This window comes from Alteromonas sp. KUL17 (assembly GCF_006538305.1).
In the GTDB taxonomy this organism is placed as follows: domain Bacteria; phylum Pseudomonadota; class Gammaproteobacteria; order Enterobacterales; family Alteromonadaceae; genus Alteromonas; species Alteromonas macleodii.
Window position 1 is genome coordinate 1 of sequence record NZ_BJKJ01000040.1, and the last position, 21,217, is coordinate 21,217.

At 44.6% G+C, this 21,217-nt stretch carries 22 protein-coding genes and 2 tRNA genes; 11 read left to right on the top strand and 13 right to left on the bottom strand.

Features of this window, described 5'->3' with window-relative positions; translation table 11 throughout:
* Window positions 1–35: 35 nt before the first annotated feature.
* From KUL49_RS20145 to lolB, 12 genes are all read right to left on the bottom strand, one after another.
* Window positions 36–112, bottom strand: a tRNA-Met gene (locus KUL49_RS20145).
* A 171-nt stretch (window positions 113–283) separates the two neighbouring features.
* Window positions 284–895, bottom strand: coding sequence for a peptidylprolyl isomerase (locus tag KUL49_RS21410; protein ID WP_242633918.1), 612 nt, complete (start codon window positions 893–895; stop codon window positions 284–286).
* Between the two features lie 11 nt (window positions 896–906).
* Window positions 907–1,284: a peptidylprolyl isomerase gene (locus KUL49_RS21415; protein WP_242633919.1), complete on the bottom strand. Its 378-nt coding sequence runs from the start codon at window positions 1,282–1,284 to the stop codon at window positions 907–909.
* Between the two features lie 124 nt (window positions 1,285–1,408).
* The gene (ychF, locus tag KUL49_RS20155; protein ID WP_075176301.1) at window positions 1,409–2,500 is read right to left on the bottom strand and encodes a redox-regulated ATPase YchF; all 1,092 of its coding nucleotides are present in this window, start codon (window positions 2,498–2,500) and stop codon (window positions 1,409–1,411) included.
* 41 nt (window positions 2,501–2,541) lie between these two features.
* Complete coding sequence (pth, locus tag KUL49_RS20160) at window positions 2,542–3,123, bottom strand: aminoacyl-tRNA hydrolase (protein ID WP_039225631.1); 582 nt, start codon at window positions 3,121–3,123, stop codon at window positions 2,542–2,544.
* A 5-nt stretch (window positions 3,124–3,128) separates the two neighbouring features.
* Window positions 3,129–3,761, bottom strand: coding sequence for a 50S ribosomal protein L25/general stress protein Ctc (locus KUL49_RS20165; RefSeq protein WP_014976150.1), 633 nt, complete (start codon window positions 3,759–3,761; stop codon window positions 3,129–3,131).
* A 366-nt stretch (window positions 3,762–4,127) separates the two neighbouring features.
* The gene (locus KUL49_RS20170) at window positions 4,128–5,129 is read right to left on the bottom strand and encodes an NAD(P)-dependent alcohol dehydrogenase (protein ID WP_131138402.1); all 1,002 of its coding nucleotides are present in this window, start codon (window positions 5,127–5,129) and stop codon (window positions 4,128–4,130) included.
* A gap of 124 nt (window positions 5,130–5,253) precedes the next feature.
* Window positions 5,254–5,736 carry a hypothetical protein gene (locus KUL49_RS20175; RefSeq protein ID WP_061485392.1) on the bottom strand — a complete coding sequence of 161 codons (483 nt, stop codon included), beginning with the start codon at window positions 5,734–5,736 and terminating at the stop codon, window positions 5,254–5,256.
* 255 nt (window positions 5,737–5,991) lie between these two features.
* Window positions 5,992–6,939, bottom strand: a complete 948-nt coding sequence (locus tag KUL49_RS20180; RefSeq protein ID WP_014949014.1) for a ribose-phosphate pyrophosphokinase — start codon at window positions 6,937–6,939, stop codon at window positions 5,992–5,994.
* A gap of 33 nt (window positions 6,940–6,972) precedes the next feature.
* Window positions 6,973–7,048, bottom strand: a tRNA-Gln gene (locus KUL49_RS20185).
* Between the two features lie 33 nt (window positions 7,049–7,081).
* Window positions 7,082–7,948, bottom strand: coding sequence for a 4-(cytidine 5'-diphospho)-2-C-methyl-D-erythritol kinase (gene ispE / locus KUL49_RS20190; protein ID WP_131138403.1), 867 nt, complete (start codon window positions 7,946–7,948; stop codon window positions 7,082–7,084).
* Window positions 7,948–8,574 (bottom strand): lipoprotein insertase outer membrane protein LolB, encoded by a 627-nt coding sequence (lolB, locus tag KUL49_RS20195; RefSeq protein WP_131138404.1) that lies wholly within the window; start codon window positions 8,572–8,574, stop codon window positions 7,948–7,950. The genes ispE and lolB overlap by 1 nt, the downstream gene beginning before the upstream one ends.
* 131 nt (window positions 8,575–8,705) lie before the next feature.
* On the opposite strand from lolB, the gene hemA reads away from it, so the two are divergent.
* The 6 genes from hemA (at window position 8,706) to kdsA (ending at window position 15,152) form a co-directional block, all read left to right on the top strand.
* Window positions 8,706–9,980: a glutamyl-tRNA reductase gene (gene hemA, locus KUL49_RS20200; protein WP_014949017.1), complete on the top strand. Its 1,275-nt coding sequence runs from the start codon at window positions 8,706–8,708 to the stop codon at window positions 9,978–9,980.
* A 15-nt stretch (window positions 9,981–9,995) separates the two neighbouring features.
* A complete protein-coding gene (gene prfA / locus KUL49_RS20205) occupies window positions 9,996–11,081 on the top strand; it encodes a peptide chain release factor 1 (protein ID WP_014949018.1) in 1,086 nt (361 codons plus the stop codon).
* 36 nt (window positions 11,082–11,117) lie between these two features.
* The gene (gene prmC / locus KUL49_RS20210) at window positions 11,118–11,957 is read left to right on the top strand and encodes a peptide chain release factor N(5)-glutamine methyltransferase (protein ID WP_131138405.1); all 840 of its coding nucleotides are present in this window, start codon (window positions 11,118–11,120) and stop codon (window positions 11,955–11,957) included.
* 153 nt (window positions 11,958–12,110) lie between these two features.
* Window positions 12,111–13,673 (top strand): response regulator, encoded by a 1,563-nt coding sequence (locus tag KUL49_RS20215; RefSeq protein WP_014949020.1) that lies wholly within the window; start codon window positions 12,111–12,113, stop codon window positions 13,671–13,673.
* 238 nt (window positions 13,674–13,911) lie between these two features.
* Window positions 13,912–14,277 (top strand): SirB2 family protein, encoded by a 366-nt coding sequence (locus tag KUL49_RS20220; protein ID WP_242633920.1) that lies wholly within the window; start codon window positions 13,912–13,914, stop codon window positions 14,275–14,277.
* 20 nt (window positions 14,278–14,297) lie between these two features.
* Window positions 14,298–15,152, top strand: coding sequence for a 3-deoxy-8-phosphooctulonate synthase (gene kdsA / locus KUL49_RS20225; RefSeq protein WP_014949022.1), 855 nt, complete (start codon window positions 14,298–14,300; stop codon window positions 15,150–15,152).
* A 62-nt stretch (window positions 15,153–15,214) separates the two neighbouring features.
* On the opposite strand, the gene KUL49_RS20230 is transcribed toward kdsA, so the two are convergent.
* Window positions 15,215–15,493: a hypothetical protein gene (locus tag KUL49_RS20230; protein ID WP_131138407.1), complete on the bottom strand. Its 279-nt coding sequence runs from the start codon at window positions 15,491–15,493 to the stop codon at window positions 15,215–15,217.
* A gap of 214 nt (window positions 15,494–15,707) precedes the next feature.
* On the opposite strand from KUL49_RS20230, the gene KUL49_RS20235 reads away from it, so the two are divergent.
* The 5 genes from KUL49_RS20235 (at window position 15,708) to fusA (ending at window position 21,168) form a co-directional block, all read left to right on the top strand.
* Complete coding sequence (locus tag KUL49_RS20235) at window positions 15,708–16,610, top strand: transcriptional regulator GcvA (protein ID WP_014949024.1); 903 nt, start codon at window positions 15,708–15,710, stop codon at window positions 16,608–16,610.
* A gap of 1 nt (window position 16,611) precedes the next feature.
* A complete protein-coding gene (locus KUL49_RS20240) occupies window positions 16,612–17,304 on the top strand; it encodes an alpha/beta family hydrolase (RefSeq protein ID WP_131138408.1) in 693 nt (230 codons plus the stop codon).
* Between the two features lie 35 nt (window positions 17,305–17,339).
* Entirely contained in the window at window positions 17,340–17,807 is a 468-nt protein-coding gene (locus KUL49_RS20245; protein ID WP_131138409.1) for a DUF423 domain-containing protein, read from the top strand.
* Window positions 17,800–18,897, top strand: a complete 1,098-nt coding sequence (rlmM, locus tag KUL49_RS20250; RefSeq protein WP_131138410.1) for a 23S rRNA (cytidine(2498)-2'-O)-methyltransferase RlmM — start codon at window positions 17,800–17,802, stop codon at window positions 18,895–18,897. Before KUL49_RS20245 ends, rlmM begins: the two co-directional genes overlap by 8 nt.
* Before the next feature lie 183 nt (window positions 18,898–19,080).
* Complete coding sequence (fusA, locus tag KUL49_RS20255; RefSeq protein ID WP_061485411.1) at window positions 19,081–21,168, top strand: elongation factor G; 2,088 nt, start codon at window positions 19,081–19,083, stop codon at window positions 21,166–21,168.
* Window positions 21,169–21,217 lie beyond the last annotated feature (49 nt).

Genomic DNA, 21,217 nt, shown 5'->3' on the forward strand with positions numbered 1-21,217 from the left:
GCAGCTAGACTTTCCTAAAAGAGATAAGTGAGAATTGGTGGCTACGGCGAGATTCGAACTTGCGACCCCATCATTATGAGTGATGTGCTCTAACCAACTGAGCTACGTAGCCTTGCTATTCTCTTCCCTCTCAGGAAGTGGCGCGTATTATGCGTATATGACTGGCAACCGTCAACCCCTTTTTTACTAACTTTTTTTAAATGCTCATTAAGTGTGCGCATTAGGGCGAAATACGCGCAAAAAGCCGTGAAATTGAACAACTTGCACGAAATAAGCTAGCTATTTACCACGCTTTGTTACTGGTTTTTGTTTGGTAATAACATACGTCAATAGGGCGCGGGCCATACGTATTGTCATGAAAAAACGGGTTATCTAAGTTTCTTCCTGTGTTTGCCCGTTTTTTATATTCTTCATGATGCGGTGTTTGCAGAAAATAAGGTGTAGCGTTGTTTGCATGCACAAAAGCCTGCTTAATTTTGCTTTCTTGCGTTATATCATCTAGAACGCCACCTCTGTCCAAATTCCCTCGCGGCAACTTTTGAAGCACATCCATACCTTGCAGTACGCGACCAACTACCGACATATTTCTGTCTAAGTGTCGAGGTGCTTGCCCAATCACAATATAAAACTCCGTACTGGCCGTATCTTTCTCGCTATTGCGAGCAAAAGCCACAACACCTGGGCAGTGAAGTCCCCACATTTCTTTACGGCTTTGATCAATGCCTACTGGAAAGCCATCTAAAAAGCCGGTGTTAGGCGCAAACATATCTTTGCTCTCAACTACGTTCACATTGCTATTGAGCGGTTGGGTAAATTCAGCGTTGATTGGCTTAAGCAGTGTCGGCGGAAATTTTGAGGCATCGTGAGTATCGTTACTCCCCCCTGCTTGTGCCACAAACCCGTCTACTACACGATAAAATGCTTGTTCGTTATAAAAAGCCTGCGTCTATTAAACTTTTTAAACCTGGCCACATGTTTCGGCGCAAGGGCAGGGTGAAGCGCAATAACCACATCACCATACGCTGTTTTAAACGTCACAGTATTACTGTGACGTACTTGATACCAACTGGCGGTGTTACTCGCTATTGCTGGTGTCTTTTCAACAGCGTCGCTATTGATTTGTGAATTCACAGGGTTAGTTTGGGGGTCACTGGCAAAAGAAAAATTAGCCAGGCTTAACAAGCACAACGCTTTAATTGAGGTTCTTAATACAGAAAACCGTTTGGCGTGCTGTGATTTGCTGCAAGTTAAAGGGTGCGAAGCGCAAGGCTGATTAATAGTCATTACAAAAGCCGTTAGTTTTTTACTAGTTATATCAGGCCTATGTGCGCTTCACAATTATTCGCTAGAAACAAAAAAGCCACCTTACGGTGGCTTTAGTAAACAGTGCTAATTTCTACAATAGAAATTACACGTTAAAGCGGAAGTGAATAACGTCACCGTCTTTAACAATATAGTCTTTACCTTCTAAACGCCATTTGCCTGCGTCTTTCGCACCTTGCTCGCCATTGAACTCAACGAAGTGCTCGTAGCCTACGATTTCAGCGCGAATAAATCCTTTTTCGAAGTCGGTGTGAATTTTACCTGCCGCTTGTGGTGCAGTTGAGCCTTCAGGGAAGGTCCACGCACGTACTTCTTTTACGCCTGCAGTAAAATAGGTTTGTAGTGTAAGAAGACTGTAACCCGCACGAATTACGCGGTTAAGACCTGGCTCTTCTAGACCCATGTCTTGCATAAACTCTTCGCGTTCGTCGTCTTCAAGCTCAGCAATATCAGACTCGATTGCCGCACACACTGCAACTACAGTGGCATTTTCGCCTGCTGCAATTTCTTTAACCTGATCAAGATACGGGTTGTTTTCAAAACCGTCTTCATTCACGTTTGCAATGTACATGGTTGGCTTAAGGGTAAGCATGTTCATGTAGCTGATTGCCGCAAGCTCTTCTTTAGTCAGCTCAAGTGAACGTAGTAACAAGCCTTCGTCTAGGTGCGGCTTAATCTTCTCAAGCACTTTCATTTCGTACTTGGCATCAGCATCGCCACCTTTTGCGCGCTTAGCAACACGGTGAAGTGCTTTTTCTGTTGTTTCTAAGTCGGCAAGTGCAAGTTCGGTGTTGATAACATCGATATCGTCTTTAGGGCTAACGCGACCTGCAACGTGAACAATGTTCTCATCATCAAAACAGCGTACTACGTGACCAATAGCGTCAGTCTCACGGATGTTAGCAAGGAATTTGTTTCCTAAACCTTCACCTTTAGAAGCACCTTCAACCAAGCCAGCAATATCTACGAATTCCATGGTAGTAGGAATAACGCGCTGAGGTTTTACGATTTCAGCCAACTTGTCCAAACGAAGATCTGGCACAGGAACAACACCTGTGTTTGGCTCGATAGTACAAAACGGGAAGTTTGCCGCTTCAATACCTGCTTTAGTTAATGCATTGAAAAGTGTTGATTTACCTACGTTTGGTAGGCCAACAATACCGCATTTAAAACCCATGGTATGGATCCTTAGTTTGGAAAAGTGATAACTGGCTAGGTTTACCCTTTGTGCGAGTGTAACCTGTTTTGTGCTTGCTTAAGGTCTTCTTTCAGCAAAATTTCTGTACAGCGTACCGCTTCATCGATGGCACTTTCAATGGCTGCTTTTTCTTCTGCTGGTGGTTTTCCAAGAACATGGCCGGTAACGCGGCTTTTATGACCTGGATGACCAATACCTATGCGCAAACGCAAAAAATTCTTGTTGTTACCCATTTTAGCCACAATGTCACGCACGCCATTTTGACTAGAGCTTCCGCCCACTTTGTATTTTGCAACACCTGGGGGTAAATCTAACTCGTCAAACGCTACTAATATTTGTTCTGGTTCTATGCGGTAAAAGTTAGCCAGTGCTGCTACGGCTTGTCCACTTTTATTCATAAAGGTAGTGGGGTAGAGCAAACGGATATCTTTGCCTGCAATGGTAATGCGAGCAGTTTTACCGAAGAATTTGGTTTCTGGTTTTAGCGGGGCGTTGTAGGTGTCGGCTAGTTGGTTGAGAAACCATTCACCGGCATTGTGTCGGGTATTTTCATATTCGGGGCCTGGATTACCCAGACCCACGATAAGGCGGATATCAGCCAAGAGGATTATTCCTCAGAAGCTGCTTCTTCGCCGTCTTCTTCTGCGTCAGCCGCTTTAGGAGCAGGCTTAACAGTTACAACCGCTAGGTCGTGAGCTTCGTCGTTCTTCGCAAGTTCTACTGAAGAAACGCCAGCTGGAAGAGTTAGGTCAGAAAGGTGTAGCGTTTGACCCATTTCAACACCAGCCATGTCTACTTCGATGAACTCAGGAAGGTTCTTAGGTAGACAAGTAACTTCGATTTCAGTTACGTGGTGCTCAGCAATACCGCCAGCTTTAACAGCAGCAGATTTCTCTTCATTTACGAAGTGAAGTGGTACGTTAGTGTGAACGTCTTGACCAGCGATTACACGTTGGAAGTCAATGTGTGTGATCTTTGGCTTGAACGGGTGACGTTGCATATCTTTAACTAGAACTTCAACAACTTTACCGTCAAGGTTAATCTCAAGAACGTGAGAATAAAACGCTTCAAAGTCAGCAGAGTTGTTTACTTTGTTATGATCTAGTGTGATAGAAACTGGTGCTTCTTCACCACCGTAGATGATACCAGGAAGCTTATCTTCGCGACGTAGGCGGCGGCTCGCACCTTTCCCTAGGTCTGTACGAACAGAAGCGTCTAGTTTGAAATTTGCTTCAGACATTGTCTGTCTCCAAAAATATAAGTCTAATAATGTGGATTTTTGCGACCAAAACCCACGGTAAAATGATGTGAATTACGTTAAAAAGTAATTTTCTATGCGCAATAAAACACCAGCCCAAAATTCAAGGGCGGCGAATTCTAACACCACCTACCAAAACATACAATTACAAAGGCAGATAAAATATCCAGCTAAGCAAATGTAAGTATTTGCGTTACTCACAATAAAAGAAGCGCACCTTGGCGCGCTTCTATCATATTTATAGAAAAAAGCATTTTGTTAAGACTAACTTGACCGCTAATTGTCTCTTTCCAAAGGCTCAATAAGATCAACAGGCCTTAGGAACATAGCAACTTTTTACACAAGCGTTTACTTCGTCAGCACCACTCTGTAATGGGCTTTACCGTCTCTTAGTCGCGCAATTGCGTCATTCACGTCTTCAAACTTGAACGTTTCGGTCACAGGTTCAATATTGTGGTGTGCAGCGAAATCTAACATGGTTTTAATGGTCGCTGGGCTTCCCACTGGCGAACCTGACACACTTTTCTGACCACCAATTAAGTTAAACGCACCAATATCTAGAGGTTCAAGGGTGGCGCCTACAAAGTGAAGGCGGCCTTTCGGTGCCAATGTAGATAGGTACAAGTTCCAGTCAAGCTTTACATTTACGGTTGAAATAATTAAGTCAAACCGACCGCGCGCTTTTTTAATTTCGTATTCATCACGGCTATTAATTGTATCTGATGCACCTAGCTCTAGCGCTTCCTTCTTTTTAGATTCGCTTGAAGTGAACGCAACTACCTTACATCCCCACGCATTTAAAAATTGCAGGGCAAGATGACCCAGGCCGCCAATACCAACTACACCCACTTCACTCGCTGGGCTAACACCAAACTGGACTAATGGGTTGAAGACGGTAATACCTCCGCAAAAAAGAGGGCCTGCCTTTGTGCTATCGATAGCATCGGGAAGGGGAATAACGGCACGTGCTTGGGCGCGCACTTTATCTGCAAATCCACCGTGACGACCACCTATGGTCATCGTAGCATCGGCACACAGGTTATGATCGCCTTCTTCGCAGGTTCTACAACTATTACAGTAGCCTGAATGCCAGCCTAAACCGACACGCTGTCCCACCTTAAGTGACGTTACATGTTCACCTATTTGGCTAATTGTGCCGACAACCTCGTGACCAGGCACAAAGGGATATTCTGTCATGCCCCATTCATTATCGAGCATGCTTAGGTCGCTGTGGCAGATACCACAGCTTTCAACGTCTATTTCAACGTCATGTGAGCCAAGCTTACCGGGGTCGTATTGAAACTTTTCCAGTTTTCCACCCGCTTCTTTAGCGGCATATGCATTTATCATCAATAACCGTCCTTTTAAGTGTTGCAGTGCAACATTCACGCGTACGCAAAAATTCTATAATTGCTAAATCGCTAGCTTAATTACCTTTATGAGTAATTTGCTACACGCAAAGCTATATTCGCGATCATTGTGTTTGCAGGTTATCAATGACTTTACTGGTATCGAGTACTTTAACGCTTGATACTTGAAGTACCGTACCGAATTGCGTAAAGGTCATCATATCAGGTTTAGGCGTACCTTTAACTTCCACAACAAGGCCGTTCTTTTGATAAGTTTCATCTAAACCATGTAGCGTATAGCGATCGCCGTTTTCAGCAATAAAAGCATAAAAACCGCCTTCGAGATCTTTATAAATAATACTGCCCTTCATGGTGACTTCACCTTTTGCATTATCTTCTACGGCTTCAGCCTGAGTAACTGGTTCGGCTACCAGTTCCTTGGGCATAGACGCCTTATCGTTAGCTTGAACTGTGGAAGATTTGTCTTTCATTTCAGTTCCTTGTTTCTCAAGATCTGCTTGTTTCACTGAGTCGTCATCTCCAGAGCAGCCCGCTGTATTTAAAAGGGCAGCAATTACTGCAACAAGGCATAGTGTTTTTGTTTTCATTTTATGTCCTTAATATTAGTTTTAACGCACAACAATTCTTAACGTTAAACCTAAAATTGATGAAAAGAAAGTCACATTAACGAGTCGGAAAACGGCAATAAAGTATATTTAAGGCGTAAACGGAATGTGTTTGGCTTGATGTACTGTTCTTATTTTTAAGGTGATGTTCGCTTTCAAAGAAAAAAGAAAGGTAAAAAAAGAGCCGGCGCCACTTACATGGGCCAGCTCTTTGGTAGGAGTAACAATATTTAAATTTTAGTATTCAAACATTGCTGAAATAGACTCTTCGTTGCTGATACGACGAATAGTTTCTGCAAGCATCTCAGATAAAGTAAGCTGTTTTACTTTTCCAATTTGCTTCATCTCTGCACTTAATGGGATAGAGTCGGTAACGATAATTTCGTCAATAACAGACTCTTTAAGATTGTTTGCAGCGTTGCCTGAAAAGATAGCGTGAGTCGCGTAAGCATAAACACGGCGCGCGCCATGTGCTTTAAGTGCTTCGGCTGCTTTTGCAAGCGTACCGCCTGTATCAATCATGTCATCGACAATGATGCAGTCTCTGTCTTTTACGTCACCAATAATGTTCATTACCTGAGCCACGTTCGCTTTAGGGCGACGCTTATCGATAATGGCAAGGTCGGTGTCGTTAAGTAGTTTCGCAGTAGCACGTGCACGTACAACACCGCCAATGTCAGGAGAAACGACTACAGGGTCGGCAAAATCACGTCTTACCATGTCAGCAAGAAGGATAGGAGTACCGAATGCGTTATCCACCGGAACATCAAAGAAACCTTGAATCTGTTCGGCGTGTAGGTCGATAGTAAGTACGCGGTCAACACCAACGTTAGACAGGAAGTCAGCCACTACTTTCGCAGTAATTGGCACCCTAGCTGAACGAACACGACGGTCTTGGCGTGCATAACCAAAGTAAGGAATTACTGCTGTAATACGACCAGCTGATGCGCGACGTAGTGCGTCGATCATCACAATAAGTTCCATAAGGTTATCGTTAGTAGGCGCACACGTAGACTGGATAATAAAAACGTCCGAGCCACGGACGTTTTCATGAATTTCTACGCTGATTTCACCGTCACTGAAACGGCCAACTTTGGCATTTCCAAGTTTGGTGTAGAGGCGATCGGCAACTTTCTGGGCAAGTTCTGGTACGGCATTACCTGCAAAGAGCTTCATATCTGGCACAAGTGGTTCCTCAGTGCGTTGATAAAAGAGGTTTGGCTGGGGTAGCAGGACTCGAACCTACGAATGGCGGGATCAAAACCCGCTGCCTTACCAACTTGGCTATACCCCAATTTTTAAGTTCTTGTCCGATGTGGCGTACACGCTATCTTTGTTGTTCTAATTTGTCTAATAGTGGTGAGCGATTCACACCTTTTGCGACAAAACTCTGCCAAGCTTCAGGCATTTGAGCCCTAACTTGTTCGGCTAAAGTGTAGTCAGAAAAAGTGGCAAACACGCATGCACCTGTGCCCGTCATTCGCGACGGTGCGTAGTGTACCAACCACTGTAATAATTTTGCAACTTCAGGATAGCGATTCGCGACTAATTGCTGACAATCATTCCAAGTTTTTTCAAATTTATAGTCTTCCCAACGTATCGCAGGTGTATTTCTGGGCAAATCCGGCGAGGTGAACACTTCGGCTGTGCTAACATGAACATTTGGGTTCGCTACAAGAAAATACTGTTCTTTTTGGGGAGCTGGGGTTATGTCTTCTCCAACGCCTCCTGCAAACGCTGTTAGACCTCGCACAAAAATAGGTACGTCAGCGCCTAAAGCTAGCCCGAGCTCAGCCAGTTCATCTTCACTTAGCTCTGTGTTCCATAGGTGATTAAGCGCCACTAACGTGGTTGCTGCATTCGATGATCCCCCGCCAATGCCGCCCCCCATAGGAAGGCGCTTGTCTAACGAAATAACGGCACCTTTATTACATTTTGTTTTTGTTGCCAGCAGTCGCGCTGCTTTTACAATTAAATTGTCATCGTCTGGAACCCCATCCAGTGGAGTTTCCATGCGTATGGTTGTGTCGTCTGTACTTATGTCAAAGGCGAGTGCATCGCCGTAATCCAGCATTTGAAACAGACTTTGAAGCTGGTGATAGCCGTTGTCGTAGCGGCCAAGTATATGCAAGAAAAGATTCAGTTTAGCGGGGGAAGGCCACCAATCTTTATGTTCTGAAACAGATGAGTTCACTACAGAGTCCACTGATAAATTTTAATTTTAAGCTGAGTATTAGGCATGTCCGGCGTTTCATTCTGGGTAAGCGTTATGCTGTGAGGCAACCATACAGATGTGCCATCGTCTAGTTCAACACTACCGTAATTACCATAAGCAACTTGCCAATTGCGGCAACCTCGGCAATAGCTTTCAAGGGTATTAACCAATCCTTTTTCAGTTAGGGTGAATTTATCACCGTCCAGCGGTAGTCCTTTTACCCAAGACAACAGTGATTCCACCGGAATGACCATTCCCGTAATCTGGTAAATAAGTGGTTCTGGTAAAGCATCTACATACGTTTCACCGTCAGCCTCTAATACCGACTGCTGCTGGGTAACGTTAAGATTAACCAGACTTACCCCTAGAAAATTGGTTAATCGAAAATCAAAATCACCGGAATCGTTTTTCCAGACTAAATTAAGGCTGGCCGCTTCCTTTCCTTGGCGAAATGCAATTTTTCCGCGCATTTGCCACTGATGTACTTCAGCAACTTTTTCAAGTTGGGCCGTGAGGTTTACCGCGTTTTCTGGGCCTTTGGGAGCGGTTGTGCATGCGCTCAGTACGAAGCAGAGAAACAACAGTAGGGAAATAAAGCGAATCATTAAGGCGCGTTACCTGTATAAAAATAAAACACATTTAATTGTGACATTATGGGAACACAGTTTCACCAACACTTTCAATCATTTTGGGTTTTTCGTACAATGCCGCTCCGACGTTGCCAGCACAGATTTTAATGACTTTACTCGCCCTCGGTATTAACCACAAAACAGCACCAGTAGCACTTCGCGAAAAAGTGGCCTTTACACCAGATTCTCTGGTGGAAGCGCTTGCGAGTTTAAAAAAGCTGGAAGGCGTAGATGAGTCTGTCATTGTATCGACCTGTAACCGCACTGAGCTATACGTTAATACTCAAGACGACACCGGCCAAAAGCTTCTACAATGGTTAAGTGACTTCCATCACTTGGATGTAGAAGAGATTGCCAATAACAGCTATGTGCTCGCGCAGGATGAAGCGGTAAAGCACATTATGCGTGTAGCCAGCGGACTTGATTCACTGATTTTGGGAGAACCTCAAATCTTAGGTCAGGTGAAGCAGGCGTTTGGTGATGCAAAACACTCAGGTATGGTGAGCAGCGAATTTGATAAGCTGTTTCAACATACGTTTTCGGTGGCGAAGCGAGTTCGCAGTGAAACAGATATAGGTGCAAACGCGGTAAGCGTGGCATATGCAGCCGTTCAGTTGGCCAAGCATATATTCGCTGAACTACCAAAACGTTCAGTGTTATTAGTGGGAGCTGGCGAAACCATTGAACTTGTGGCTCAGCATTTGAAAGAGCAGGGCGTGAGCTGTTTGGCAGTGGCGAACAGAACCGTAGCGCGAGCAGAAGCCTTAGCCGAAACACTAGATGCGAGTGTGTTTACCTTATCGCAAGTGCCAGAGCACTTAAAAGACTTTGATATCGTGATAAGCTCTACCGCTAGCCAACTGCCCTTAATTGGCAAGGGGATGGTGGAGAAAGCCCTTAAACAGCGCAAAAATATGCCGATGTTTTTGGTGGACTTGGCGGTACCACGAGATATTGAGTCAGAGGTTAACGAGCTGGGCGATGCCTATCTTTATACTGTTGATGACCTGCAGCATATTGTTCAGAAGAATTTAGAAAACCGCGAGCAAGCAGCAAAAGAAGCCGAAAAGCTCATCGACAAACAAGCTGGCGACTATATGACGTGGAAGCAGTCGCAGCAATCGATAGATTTAGTAAGACAGTATCGCCAAAAAGGCATGGCACAGCGTGACGATATTGTGGAAAAAGCCAAAGCGCAATTAGCGGAAGGTAAAAATGCCGAAACGGTATTAGAAGAAATGGCGTATAAATTAACCAATACGCTATTGCACCCAACAACCTTAGCGTTACGCGAGGCTGCCATGCACGATGACCCGGCATTGAGCCGATGGATGGGACAGGCATTAGATTTATCTGACTTTTCGTCAGACGATAATAAATAAGGTAATAAGAAGCATATGAAAGAGTCGGTAGTTAGGAAACTCGAACACTTAGTCGAGCGTTTCGAAGAAGTTCAGGCGTTGTTAGGCGACCCTGGAGTTATCGGCGATCAGGATAAGTTTCGCAACTTGTCAAAAGAGTTCAGTCAGCTAGAAGATGTAGTGGCAGGCTTTAATGCTTATCAGCAAGCACAAGAAAACTTGGCTTCAGCGCAGGAAATGCTGAATGAAGACGACGCCGAAATGCGCGAGATGGCACAGGAAGAGATGAAAGATGCCAAGGCGGAAATTGAACGCCTTGAAACTGAACTTCAGGTGCTACTCCTGCCAAAAGACCCTAACGATGATAACAACTGTTTCTTGGAAATTCGCGCTGGTGCGGGTGGTGACGAAGCGGCAATATTCGCAGGTGACTTGTTCCGCATGTACAGCCGTTATGCCGAAAGTCGTGGCTGGCGTGTAGAGTTGGTTAACGCCAATGAAGGCGAGCATGGCGGTTATAAAGAAGTCATTGCGAATGTTAGCGGCGATGGCGTGTACGGCGTATTGAAATTCGAGTCGGGCGGTCACCGCGTACAGCGTGTACCAGAAACCGAATCACAAGGCCGTATCCATACCTCGGCATGTACTGTGGCGGTATTACCTGAAATTCCAGAGTCGCAGGCAATTGAAATTAACCCTGCAGAGCTTCGCATCGATACCTTCCGTGCATCAGGTGCGGGTGGTCAGCACGTTAACAAAACCGACTCGGCGATTCGTATTACCCACTTGCCAACAGGCTTGGTAGTGGAATGTCAGGACGAGCGTTCACAGCACAAAAACCGTGCGAAAGCGATGTCGGTACTTCAAGCGCGCTTAAATCAGATTGAAGAAGAGAAGCGAGCAGCAGAAGAGGCTTCTACTCGTAAGAGCCTAGTCGGTAGCGGCGACCGCTCCGAGCGAATTCGTACTTATAACTTCCCGCAGGGACGTGTAACCGACCACCGTATCAACCTGACTATTTATCGTTTAGACGAAGTGGTGGAAGGTGACCTTAAGCAGCTTATCGACCCAATTTTGCAAGAACATCAGGCCGATCTGCTGGCCTCTCTGTCTGACGAATAACGCTGTCTTGTTACACAAACTGTTTATAGAAAAACAATGCGCATAGACAACGCCTTAGCATGGGCTGCTGAACAACTAGAGGGTGGGGAGTCACCCTCTGTTGAGGCAAAAGTCATGTTGGCGAACATTCTAGGTAAGTCACAAACTTATCTATTCACATGGCCTGATAAAACCTTGGACGCCGCCCAGAAAGCGCAATTTGAAGCGGATGTGGCCAAGCGTAAACGGGGTGAGCCCGTGGCGTATATTATCGGCAAGCGTGATTTCTGGACCCTGTCACTGTTTACCTCGCCAGATACCTTAATTCCACGACCGGATACTGAAGTATTGGTTGAGCACGTGCTTAATTGGGCAAATCAACAATCCTCTGCACCCTTATCAATCTGTGATTTGGGAACCGGTACGGGCGCTATTGCGTTGGCATTAGCGAGCGAACTGCCAGAAGCATCCGTTACTGGCGTAGACTACCAAGAGGGGGCGGTGAAGCTTGCTACCCGCAATGCTCAAGCTAATAGCATAGCCAATGCGCATTTTGTGCAAAGTGACTGGTTTAGTGCGCTGGCAGGTCAAACCTTCGACATTATTGTTTCAAACCCACCTTACATAGAAGAATCCAGTCCATACCTTAATGAGGGCGACGTGCGTTTTGAACCTAAAACAGCATTAACCTCGGGCACTGACGGCCTAGACGACATAAAACACATCATCAATAGCGCGCCGCAATATCTCAATAAAGGTGCCTTACTTGCATTCGAACACGGCTTTGACCAAGGGGTTGCGGTTAACGCTTTGCTCGTAGATGCGGGATTTGTAGACGTCAAAACTGTTAAAGATTACGGCAACAATGACCGTGTAACGCTAGGACAGTGGCAGTAGGTTTTAACCTCCAAAGAAATTATCTTTTCTGTAGTTATCAAAATTTAATTGCAAACTTGCTAATATTTTGTTTTACATTAGTATCTATTAAGCGGTTGTAAGACCTCAAAAAGCACTAAGTTAAACAATCTCTTACACTACAGGACGTACCAGATGAATGATGACTTTCTTTTCGCAGAAGATGACGATGAAAATGAAGTAGATGATCTGGGTAGCTGGAAAGTACTCATTGTTGATGATGAACCCGAAGTACACGCCGTTACCAAGCTGGCGCTAAATGACTTTAGTTTAAATGGCAAAACCCTTGAGTTTGTTAGTGCCTATAGCGGAGAGGAAGCGAAGGCCATTTTCAAAACCCATGATGATATCGCCGTTGTGTTACTTGATGTTGTTATGGAGACTGATGACGCCGGTCTTAAAGTGGCGGAGTATGTTCGTAACGAATTAGACAATCATTTCACGCGTATTATTTTGCGTACTGGACAACCTGGCCAAGCCCCTGAAAAAGATGTCATCATTAATTACGACATCAACGACTACAAGTCGAAAACCGAACTGACCGCGCAAAAACTTTTTACTGTTATCATTGCAGCGCTCCGCTCATATCGAGATATTATCGTTATCGAAGAAAATAGACGCGGCCTTGAAAAAATTATAGATGCGTCTGTGGATTTATTTTCCTCCCGTTCCCTCGAAAAGTTCATGCAGGGCATCATTCAACAGCTGGCGTCTATTCTGGGCTGTTCAAAGGATGCAGCCTACATTACTACAGCGGTGGCAACTACATCGCGTACTATTAATACCAGCAACAACAAACTGGGTGACGACGAACTATATGTTTTTGCTGGCAACGGTGAGTACGCCAGTAAGGAAGGGGTGCCTTTAAAAGACGCGATTAGCGCACAAGAATATGCCCTGTGCGCAAGAGCTATGCGCGATAAGCAAATTGTTTATGCAGAAGATCACGTTGTGGCTTATTGCAACAGTAAAAGCCACAATGGCGCACTCTTGTACTTGTCAGGATTACCGAGACGAATAGGGGAAAGTGATCGTCATCTGGTAAAACGCTTTTCAGACAGTGTTCAGCTTGCTTTTGACAACGTACTTAAAACCGTAGATGTTGAAGCGACGCAGAAAGAAATAATTGAGCGTTTAGGTCGAGCGTTAGAGCATGAGTCAAATGCATCAAATAATCTCACAAGAATGGTTGAAATGGCGCAACTGTTAGCAGAAAAGGTTGGGCTGAACGAGCAAGACATCCACGCATTACGCCTTGCCGTGCCACTCCATGATATTGGGACGTCTATAGTGCCTAAATCTATTTTGCACAAAACGACGCCGTTAACCGAAGAGGAAGTATTTAAAATACGTCAGCATGCTGAATTTGGTTACCAGATCTTGCGAGATTCAAGCCGGCCCACTATCCAACTTGCAGCAATGTTAGCAAAGCAACATCACGAACGCTGGGATGGAAAGGGATATCCAGACGGGCTTAAAGGCGAAGAAATTGATATAAAAAGCCGTATTGCCACGTTAGTTGATGTGTTTGATGCACTGTTAAACGCAAGGCCGTATAAGCCAGCGTGGACAATTGATAAGGTTGAAGCCGTATTGAAAGAGGAAAGTGGCAAGCACTTCGACCCTGATTTAGTTCAGTGTATGCTAAATGACCTTCCGGCCTTTATGGCAATTCAAGCTCAATTCCCTGACGCATAATGATTTATTTCTCCGTTATTTACGTACTGTAATACGTTACAATAACAGCCTCTAAACAGGCGCCATAATTAAAACCAAGGCAGGTGCTACATGCACCTGTTTTTTTGAGTCTGCTACTCGTATTCTGAGTCTGTTGAGTTTTGCATTGCTGTAAAACTAAATCGGCTCAATTAACACCTGTGTTAAAGTAACCAGAAGCAGCCTTACTATCTAATAAGAACAGGAACACATTATGTACATGATGGCTAAACACCTTCACATGACCGCCGTTGGCTTGAGCATATTATTTTTTGTCTTTCGCTTTATATGGAGTCAATTCGACGCTACAGCACTTAGCAAAAAATGGGTTAAAATTTTCCCTCATATCATTGATAGCGTGCTATTAGCCAGCGCAATTTGGCTATGCATTATTTTGTCTCAATATCCTTTAGTTAATGCATGGCTCACATTTAAAGTTGTGGGCGTGGTGCTGTACATAGTGTTTGGATTGTTTGCATTGAAAAAAGCCAAAACAGCGTTAGGCAAATGGAGCTTTTTCGTAGCAGCGCTTGTTGTGCTTATGGCAACGGCTATGGTTGCTGTAACCAAACAACCTCTTTTTTAAGATTTAATTGGAAATAGATAATGTCTGAATCTCAACAGATTATTAATGTAGGTAACGTTGACGTTGCCAACCACTTGCCGTTTGTTCTGTTCGGTGGAATGAACGTACTTGAGTCTCGCGATCTCGCTATGCGTATTGCAGAACACTATGTTGAAGTAACGCAAAAGCTCAATATTCCGTACGTTTTTAAAGCCTCGTTTGATAAAGCGAACCGTTCATCTGTGACTTCTTACCGTGGGCCTGGCATGGAAGAAGGGTTGCGTATTTTTGAAGAAATTAAGTCGACCTTTAACGTTCCGCTTATCACTGATGTGCACGAACCGCACCAAGCAGCTCCCGTAGCTGAAGTGGTGGATGTTATTCAACTGCCTGCTTTCTTGGCGCGCCAAACCGACCTTGTGGTTGCAATGGCAAAAACCGGTAGCGTTATCAATGTGAAAAAGCCTCAATTCTTAGCACCGCATGAAATGCGTCACATCATAGGAAAACTAGGCGAAGCGGGGAACGATAAGGTTATTCTTTGTGAGCGTGGTAGCTGCTTTGGATATAACAATTTAGTTGTGGATATGCTTGGCATGGACGCAATGAAAGAATATGCCCCAGTAATATTTGATGCGACTCACGCACTTCAAATGCCGGGTGGCCGTGCGACGTCTGCAGATGGTCGTAGAGCGCAAGCTGCACAGTTGGCCAGAAGTGGTATGGCATTAGGTTTGGCAGGGCTATTTATAGAAGCGCATCCTAACCCTGATGAAGCACTATGTGATGGGCCTTGCGCACTGCCGTTGGCAAAATTAGAGCCTTACTTGCAGCAGATGAAAGCACTAGATGAATTGGTGAAAGGTTTTGACGCGTTAGATACAAGTAATACCTAAGCTAGTATTTGATGGCGTATGCCGGTGCAAGCACCGGCATGCGTATCAGGTGTGTGAGTTGCTTATTCCGTTTCAGAAACGTTTACGCGCTCTTCACCTTTTGTCATTGCTAATAAGTTCTTGTGAAGCTGAACTTGCGTCTCTTCAGCTAAAATCGCTTTAGACTGCTTTTTCACAACAATGTGCGCATCGTTTTCTGGCAGTACTTCGGCCATTTTTACGCTGGTCATTGCTGTGTTGATTAACGATTGTAGATTGATCTTTTCTGGTTGTGCGTTAGCATTTGCAGCAGCGCTTACAAAAGCCATTACAGAAACACTAGCTAAAAGTAATTTTTTCATTTTCACACCTAATAAAAATAATTAAATAATTGTTGATGAATGTTAAAATGTTTAACAAATGTTCATCATAAAATGCTGAAATTAAATATTCTTTTTTAATTTCGGGTAAATTATAGTCAGTGGTAGTGAAAATAAAACGAGTAAAAGTATGGGTTGTCATTAGAAAAACTAATGAATTTGTCATGCTTCGGTCACACTGGATTAAAAACGATATATGCATCGACGTTTACCCCCTCTCAACGCCTTGAAATCGTTTGAAGCGGCTGCTCGCCATTTGAGCTTTACTAAGGCTGCCGATGAGCTGTTTGTTACGCAAGCTGCCGTTAGCCACCAGATAAAAGCGCTTGAAGATTTCTTATCGATGAAGCTATTTCTTCGAAGAAATAGAACCCTGCTTCTAACCGAAGAAGGTCAAGCTTATTTTCTTGAGCTAAAAGATATCTTCAAAAACTTACAAGATGCGACAGAAAGGCTACTTGCGAAGGGCAGTAAAGGTGCTATCACGGTAGCGATGCCGCCCAGCTTTGCGAGCCAATGGCTGGTACCCCGTATTCATAAGTTTAGTTTGGCGCATCCAGACATCGACGTACGCATCAAGGCAGTTGATTTCGATGAAGGCTTCTTAGAAGACGATGTAGACGTTGCAATATATTACGGTAAAGGTCGTTGGGCTGGTCTTCAAGCCGACCAGCTACATCGAGAGTTTCTAACTCCGCTTTGCTCTCCAATGCTTTTTCAAGGCCCCAAACCTTTATCCAGCCTGTCTGACTTACGGCACCACGTGTTGCTTCACGACTTAAGCCGTACTGCATGGAAAAATTGGTTGAAGCATGTAGGTGTGGTTGGCGTAAACGTTAACCAAGGACCGGTTTTCAGTCACTCCATGCTAGTTTTGCAAGCCGCTGCACTCGGTCAAGGCATTGCGTTGGGTAACACGGTACTTGCAAGGCCGGAAATTGAAGCGGGAAGGCTAGTTATGCCGTTTGAAGAACGAGTGGAGAGTCGCGATGCGTTTTATCTCGTGTGTGAGGAATCACAGGCTGAACTGGGTAAGATTGCGGCATTTAGGGACTGGATTTTAGCGCTGGTCGAAGCTGAACAAGAGGACTTGTTGTAATATGACTAAGTTGAATACCATTGCTGAACAGCCTAGTTTTGACACTGAATTGCATGAAGCCGATAAGCCCTTAGCGTGTTTGATACTAGGCCATGGAGCCGGTGCCGGTAAGGAACATGAGTTCATGCAAGACATTGCGAAGGAACTTGTTGCTAGAGGTATATCAACCGTTCTTTTTAACTTTCCCTATATGCAAACCATAAAAGCTACCGGTAAGCGTAGGCCTCCCGATAAAGCCGATAAACTTATGTCACATTTTACTGCGGTGATTGAAACCTGCAGCAAAGATAACAAAGCCTTGCATAACTTGCCTGTGTTCATCGGTGGAAAGTCGATGGGCGGGCGTATGGCGACCATGGTTTACGAAGCGGTGAGCAATGTAAAAGGCGCGATAGCGCTGGGCTATCCGTTTCACCCTCCTGGTAAGCCAGAAAAAACACGAACCGAACATCTGCAAACGGCGTCTAAGCCTTTGCTTATTATTCAGGGTGAACGAGATACCTTTGGTACAAAGAGCGAAGTAGAGGATTACAAAAAGCGCAGCGTATTATCTACAGACATTGAATGCGCCTATTTAGACGACGGCGATCACAGTTTTAAGCCTCGCAAAGCAAGTGGCAAAACGCAGGAAGAACATATTGTTACCGCTGCCACGCTTACCGCTTCTTTTATTGAAGCCCATTTAAATAATTAATGGTTAATTAGAAATCAGAGCGAAAGACTAATTTAATGAAAACTGAAAAACTTAGGTTTGCCACCGTTGCTAAACCTTATCTTATTATTGGCGCATTGCTAGCGGGCCTTTCTGTCGTGCTAGGTGCGTTTGGCGCACATGGTTTAAAAAGCGTATTAACTGCACAGCAGCTCAACACGTTTGAAATTGGCGTGCGTTATCAAATGTATCACGCATTAGCCTTGCTGCTTTTACCTGCGCTGTCAGGCGTTATCTCATCGACGTGGGCTAATCGGGTAGCGTTTTGTTTCGTTACCGGAACTGTGTTGTTTAGTGGAAGTTTATACGCGCTAGGAATAAGCAGCATAAAATGGTTTGGCCCGATAACCCCTTTGGGTGGCATGTTCTTTATTATCGGTTGGGTGTTGTTAGTAATTGGGCTGATAAAGGGTCATGATTTAAATAAGCAACAAAAAGAAGAGCAGAACAAAACTCACCACATGCCGGGGGCAGGTAATGTCTAACACCAGTATTTTAGGTTATTGCCGACCTGGTTATGAAAACGATACGGCTAACGAGCTTACCTCTCGTTACGGTGAAGCCCAGTGTTATGGCTACCCAGTATCTAAGAAGAACAGTGGCTTTGTACTTTATCATTTATATGATGCCACGCAGCTTGAGCAAACCATTACCCAGTTTGCTGTTCACGACAGTATCTTCCCTCGTCAACTGGTGGCTGTTTTTGCCACGCTAAACGATATAGAGAAAGAGGACAGGGTAGGGCAAGTGCTTGAAGCCCTAAAAGAGGTAGAAAAACCATTTCAAATTTTTGGCACCATAGACGTCGAATACCCAGATACAGAAGAAGGTAAAACCCTCGCAAAGTTCTGCCGAAAGTTTACTGTTCCTCTTCGCCAAGCCCTAAGAAAAGCGGGATGGCTCACCGCAAAGGAAAATTTAGGTAAACCAAAGCTACATATTTTCTTTGAGTCATTTGAGATTTGCCATATTGGCTATACATTACCCAGTCATGCCAGTAGCGATCACTTGGGTATTTGCCGGTTAAAGTTCCCAAGTGATGCGCCGAGCCGCTCGACGCTTAAACTTGAAGATGCTTTAGTGAATATGCTGAGCGACAAACAGCAGGCTAAGGTACTTCGAAGCGGTGGACGTGCCGTGGACCTAGGTGCATGCCCGGGTGGTTGGACATATCAGCTGGTGAAGCGCGGAATGTATGTTGAAGCTATCGACAATGGACTTGTAGCCGATAGTTTAATGAGCACGGGGTTGGTTGAACATCACGCGGCAGACGGGTTTACCTATCGACCACAATTTGGTCGTGTAGATTTGCTGGTATGTGATATGATAGAGCAACCCGATAGGGTAGCTAAATTGATGGGTGATTGGTTAGTTAAGCACTGGGCAACGCACGCAATATTCAATTTAAAGTTACCTATGAAACAACGTTATGAAACTGTAGTTGAAGCCATGACGTTGCTAAGAGGCCGATTAAATGCCTTGGAAGATGCATTTGCGGTGAAGGTGAGGCATCTCTACCACGACAGAGATGAAGTTACAGTAACAATTGTTCGCACTTCAAAAGATGAGGTGTGATTTTGTTATTTTTCAAAAAAGTGTCATTAATTAATAAGTTATTGATACTTAAAGAAAAGAATTAATGGTGGCGCGGATTTTAGCAAACGAATTTAAGGTTTATGCTAAAAAAGGTGTAAATCTGGTATAGAAATCCTTTATAATCCGGCCGTTTTTTTACTCTGAACCAATGAAAGTGAACTAATGTCAGACTTATCTCATTACAGAAACATTGGTATTTTCGCCCACGTAGACGCGGGTAAAACTACCACAACAGAACGTATCTTGAAGCTTACTGGTAAAATCCATAAAACTGGTGAGGTTCACGATGGTGAATCAACAACTGACTTCATGGAGCAGGAAGCTGAGCGTGGTATTACCATCCAGTCAGCGGCAACAACCTGTTTCTGGAAAGATCATCGCATGAACATCATCGATACTCCGGGACACGTTGACTTTACAGTTGAAGTATATCGTTCACTTAAAGTACTAGACGGCGGTATCGGTGTATTCTGTGGTTCTGGCGGTGTTGAGCCTCAGTCAGAAACTAACTGGCGTTATGCTAACGAATCAGAAGTTGCGCGTGTAATCTTCGTAAACAAACTAGACCGTATGGGTGCAGACTTTTACCGTGTAGTTGGCCAAGTTAAGAAAGTACTTGCTGCTAACCCACTAGTAATGACGCTTCCAATCGGTATCGAAGACGAGTTTACAGGTGTTGTTAACCTTCTAGATATGAAAGCGTACATCTGGGACGATTCAGGTCTTCCTGAAAACTACGAAGTTGTAGATATCCCAGCAGATATGGTTGATAAGGCTAACGAGTACCGTGAGCAACTAATCGAAACTGCTGTTGAGCAAGATGACGACCTAATGATGGCTTACATGGATGGTGAAGAGCCGTCTCTAGAAGACATCAAGCGTTGTATCCGTAAAGGTACTCGTGACCTAGCGTTCTTCCCAACATATTGTGGTTCTGCATTTAAGAACAAAGGTATTCAGCTAGTTCTTGACGCGGTTGTAGACTTCCTTCCGTCTCCAACAGAAGTTGATCCACAAGATCTAACTGACGAAGAAACGGGTGAGCCTACTGGTGAAGTTGCAACAGTATCTGTTGACGAGCCGTTCCGTGCACTTGCGTTCAAAATCATGGACGACCGTTTCGGTGCCCTTACGTTTATCCGTATCTACTCTGGTAAGCTAAACAAAGGCGACACTATTCTTAACAGCGCAACGGGTAAAACTGAGCGTATCGGCCGTATGGTTGAGATGCACGCTGATGAACGTACTGAACTTACTTCAGCACAAGCAGGTGACATCCTAGCTGTTGTTGGTATGAAGAACGTTCAAACTGGTCACACACTATGTGATCCTAAGCACCCATGTACACTAGAGCCAATGATCTTCCCTGAGCCAGTAATCTCGATTGCTGTTAAGCCAAAAGACAAAGGCGCTAACGAAAAGATGTCTATCGCTATCGGTAAACTAGTAGCAGAAGACCCATCTTTCCAAGTTGAAACTGACGAAGATTCTGGCGAAACCATCCTTAAAGGTATGGGTGAGCTTCACCTAGATATCAAAGTAGACATCTTGAAGCGTACTTACGGCGTTGAGCTAGAAGTTGGTCAACCTCAAGTTGCTTACCGTGAAACTATCACACAAGCAGTTGAAGACAGCTACACGCACAAGAAGCAGTCTGGTGGTTCTGGTCAGTTCGGTAAGATTGATTACCGCATCCGTCCGGGCGAAACTAATTCTGGCTTCAAGTTCACATCTACTGTTGTGGGCGGTAACGTTCCTAAAGAATTCTTCCCTGCAATCGAAAAAGGTTTTGCAGGTATGATGGAAGTAGGTCCTCTAGCGGGCTACCCAGTACTAGACGTTGAAGTTGAGCTATTCGACGGTGGTTTCCACGCAGTTGACTCATCAGCAATCGCGTTCGAAATTGCAGCTAAAGGTGCATTCCGTCAGTCAATGCCAAAAGCAGGTCCTCAAATTCTTGAGCCTGTGATGAAAGTTGACGTATTCAGCCCAGAAGACAACGTTGGTGACGTAATCGGTGACCTTAACCGTCGTCGTGGTATGATCAAAGACCAAGAAGCTGGCGCTACTGGCGTTCGTATCAAGGCTGACGTACCTCTATCTGAGATGTTTGGTTACATCGGTCACCTACGTACTATTACATCTGGTCGTGGTCAGTTCTCTATGGAATTCAGCCACTACTCAGCATGTCCTCAGAACGTAGCTGACAAAGTAATTGAAGAAGCGAAAGCACGTAAAGCTGCTAAGTAATTAGCCTTTGCGAACTTAAGCTGACCTTGGGTTAGCTTACGCTTCAAGT

Coding starts and splice junctions, on each gene's coding strand:
- KUL49_RS20165 (WP_014976150.1), bottom strand. CDS start 3,761: ATGTCTGAAGCAAATTTCAAACTAGACGCTTCTGTTCGTACAGACCTA.
- hemA (WP_014949017.1), top strand. CDS start 8,706: ATGACTTTACTCGCCCTCGGTATTAACCACAAAACAGCACCAGTAGCA.
- KUL49_RS21415 (WP_242633919.1), bottom strand. CDS start 1,284: ATGACTATTAATCAGCCTTGCGCTTCGCACCCTTTAACTTGCAGCAAA.
- KUL49_RS20220 (WP_242633920.1), top strand. CDS start 13,912: ATGATGGCTAAACACCTTCACATGACCGCCGTTGGCTTGAGCATATTA.
- kdsA (WP_014949022.1), top strand. CDS start 14,298: ATGTCTGAATCTCAACAGATTATTAATGTAGGTAACGTTGACGTTGCC.
- KUL49_RS20215 (WP_014949020.1), top strand. CDS start 12,111: ATGAATGATGACTTTCTTTTCGCAGAAGATGACGATGAAAATGAAGTA.
- KUL49_RS20175 (WP_061485392.1), bottom strand. CDS start 5,736: ATGAAAACAAAAACACTATGCCTTGTTGCAGTAATTGCTGCCCTTTTA.
- KUL49_RS20235 (WP_014949024.1), top strand. CDS start 15,708: ATGCATCGACGTTTACCCCCTCTCAACGCCTTGAAATCGTTTGAAGCG.
- fusA (WP_061485411.1), top strand. CDS start 19,081: ATGTCAGACTTATCTCATTACAGAAACATTGGTATTTTCGCCCACGTA.
- KUL49_RS20240 (WP_131138408.1), top strand. CDS start 16,612: ATGACTAAGTTGAATACCATTGCTGAACAGCCTAGTTTTGACACTGAA.
- rlmM (WP_131138410.1), top strand. CDS start 17,800: ATGTCTAACACCAGTATTTTAGGTTATTGCCGACCTGGTTATGAAAAC.
- ychF (WP_075176301.1), bottom strand. CDS start 2,500: ATGGGTTTTAAATGCGGTATTGTTGGCCTACCAAACGTAGGTAAATCA.
- KUL49_RS20245 (WP_131138409.1), top strand. CDS start 17,340: ATGAAAACTGAAAAACTTAGGTTTGCCACCGTTGCTAAACCTTATCTT.
- KUL49_RS20170 (WP_131138402.1), bottom strand. CDS start 5,129: ATGATAAATGCATATGCCGCTAAAGAAGCGGGTGGAAAACTGGAAAAG.
- lolB (WP_131138404.1), bottom strand. CDS start 8,574: ATGATTCGCTTTATTTCCCTACTGTTGTTTCTCTGCTTCGTACTGAGC.
- prmC (WP_131138405.1), top strand. CDS start 11,118: ATGCGCATAGACAACGCCTTAGCATGGGCTGCTGAACAACTAGAGGGT.
- KUL49_RS20230 (WP_131138407.1), bottom strand. CDS start 15,493: ATGAAAAAATTACTTTTAGCTAGTGTTTCTGTAATGGCTTTTGTAAGC.
- prfA (WP_014949018.1), top strand. CDS start 9,996: ATGAAAGAGTCGGTAGTTAGGAAACTCGAACACTTAGTCGAGCGTTTC.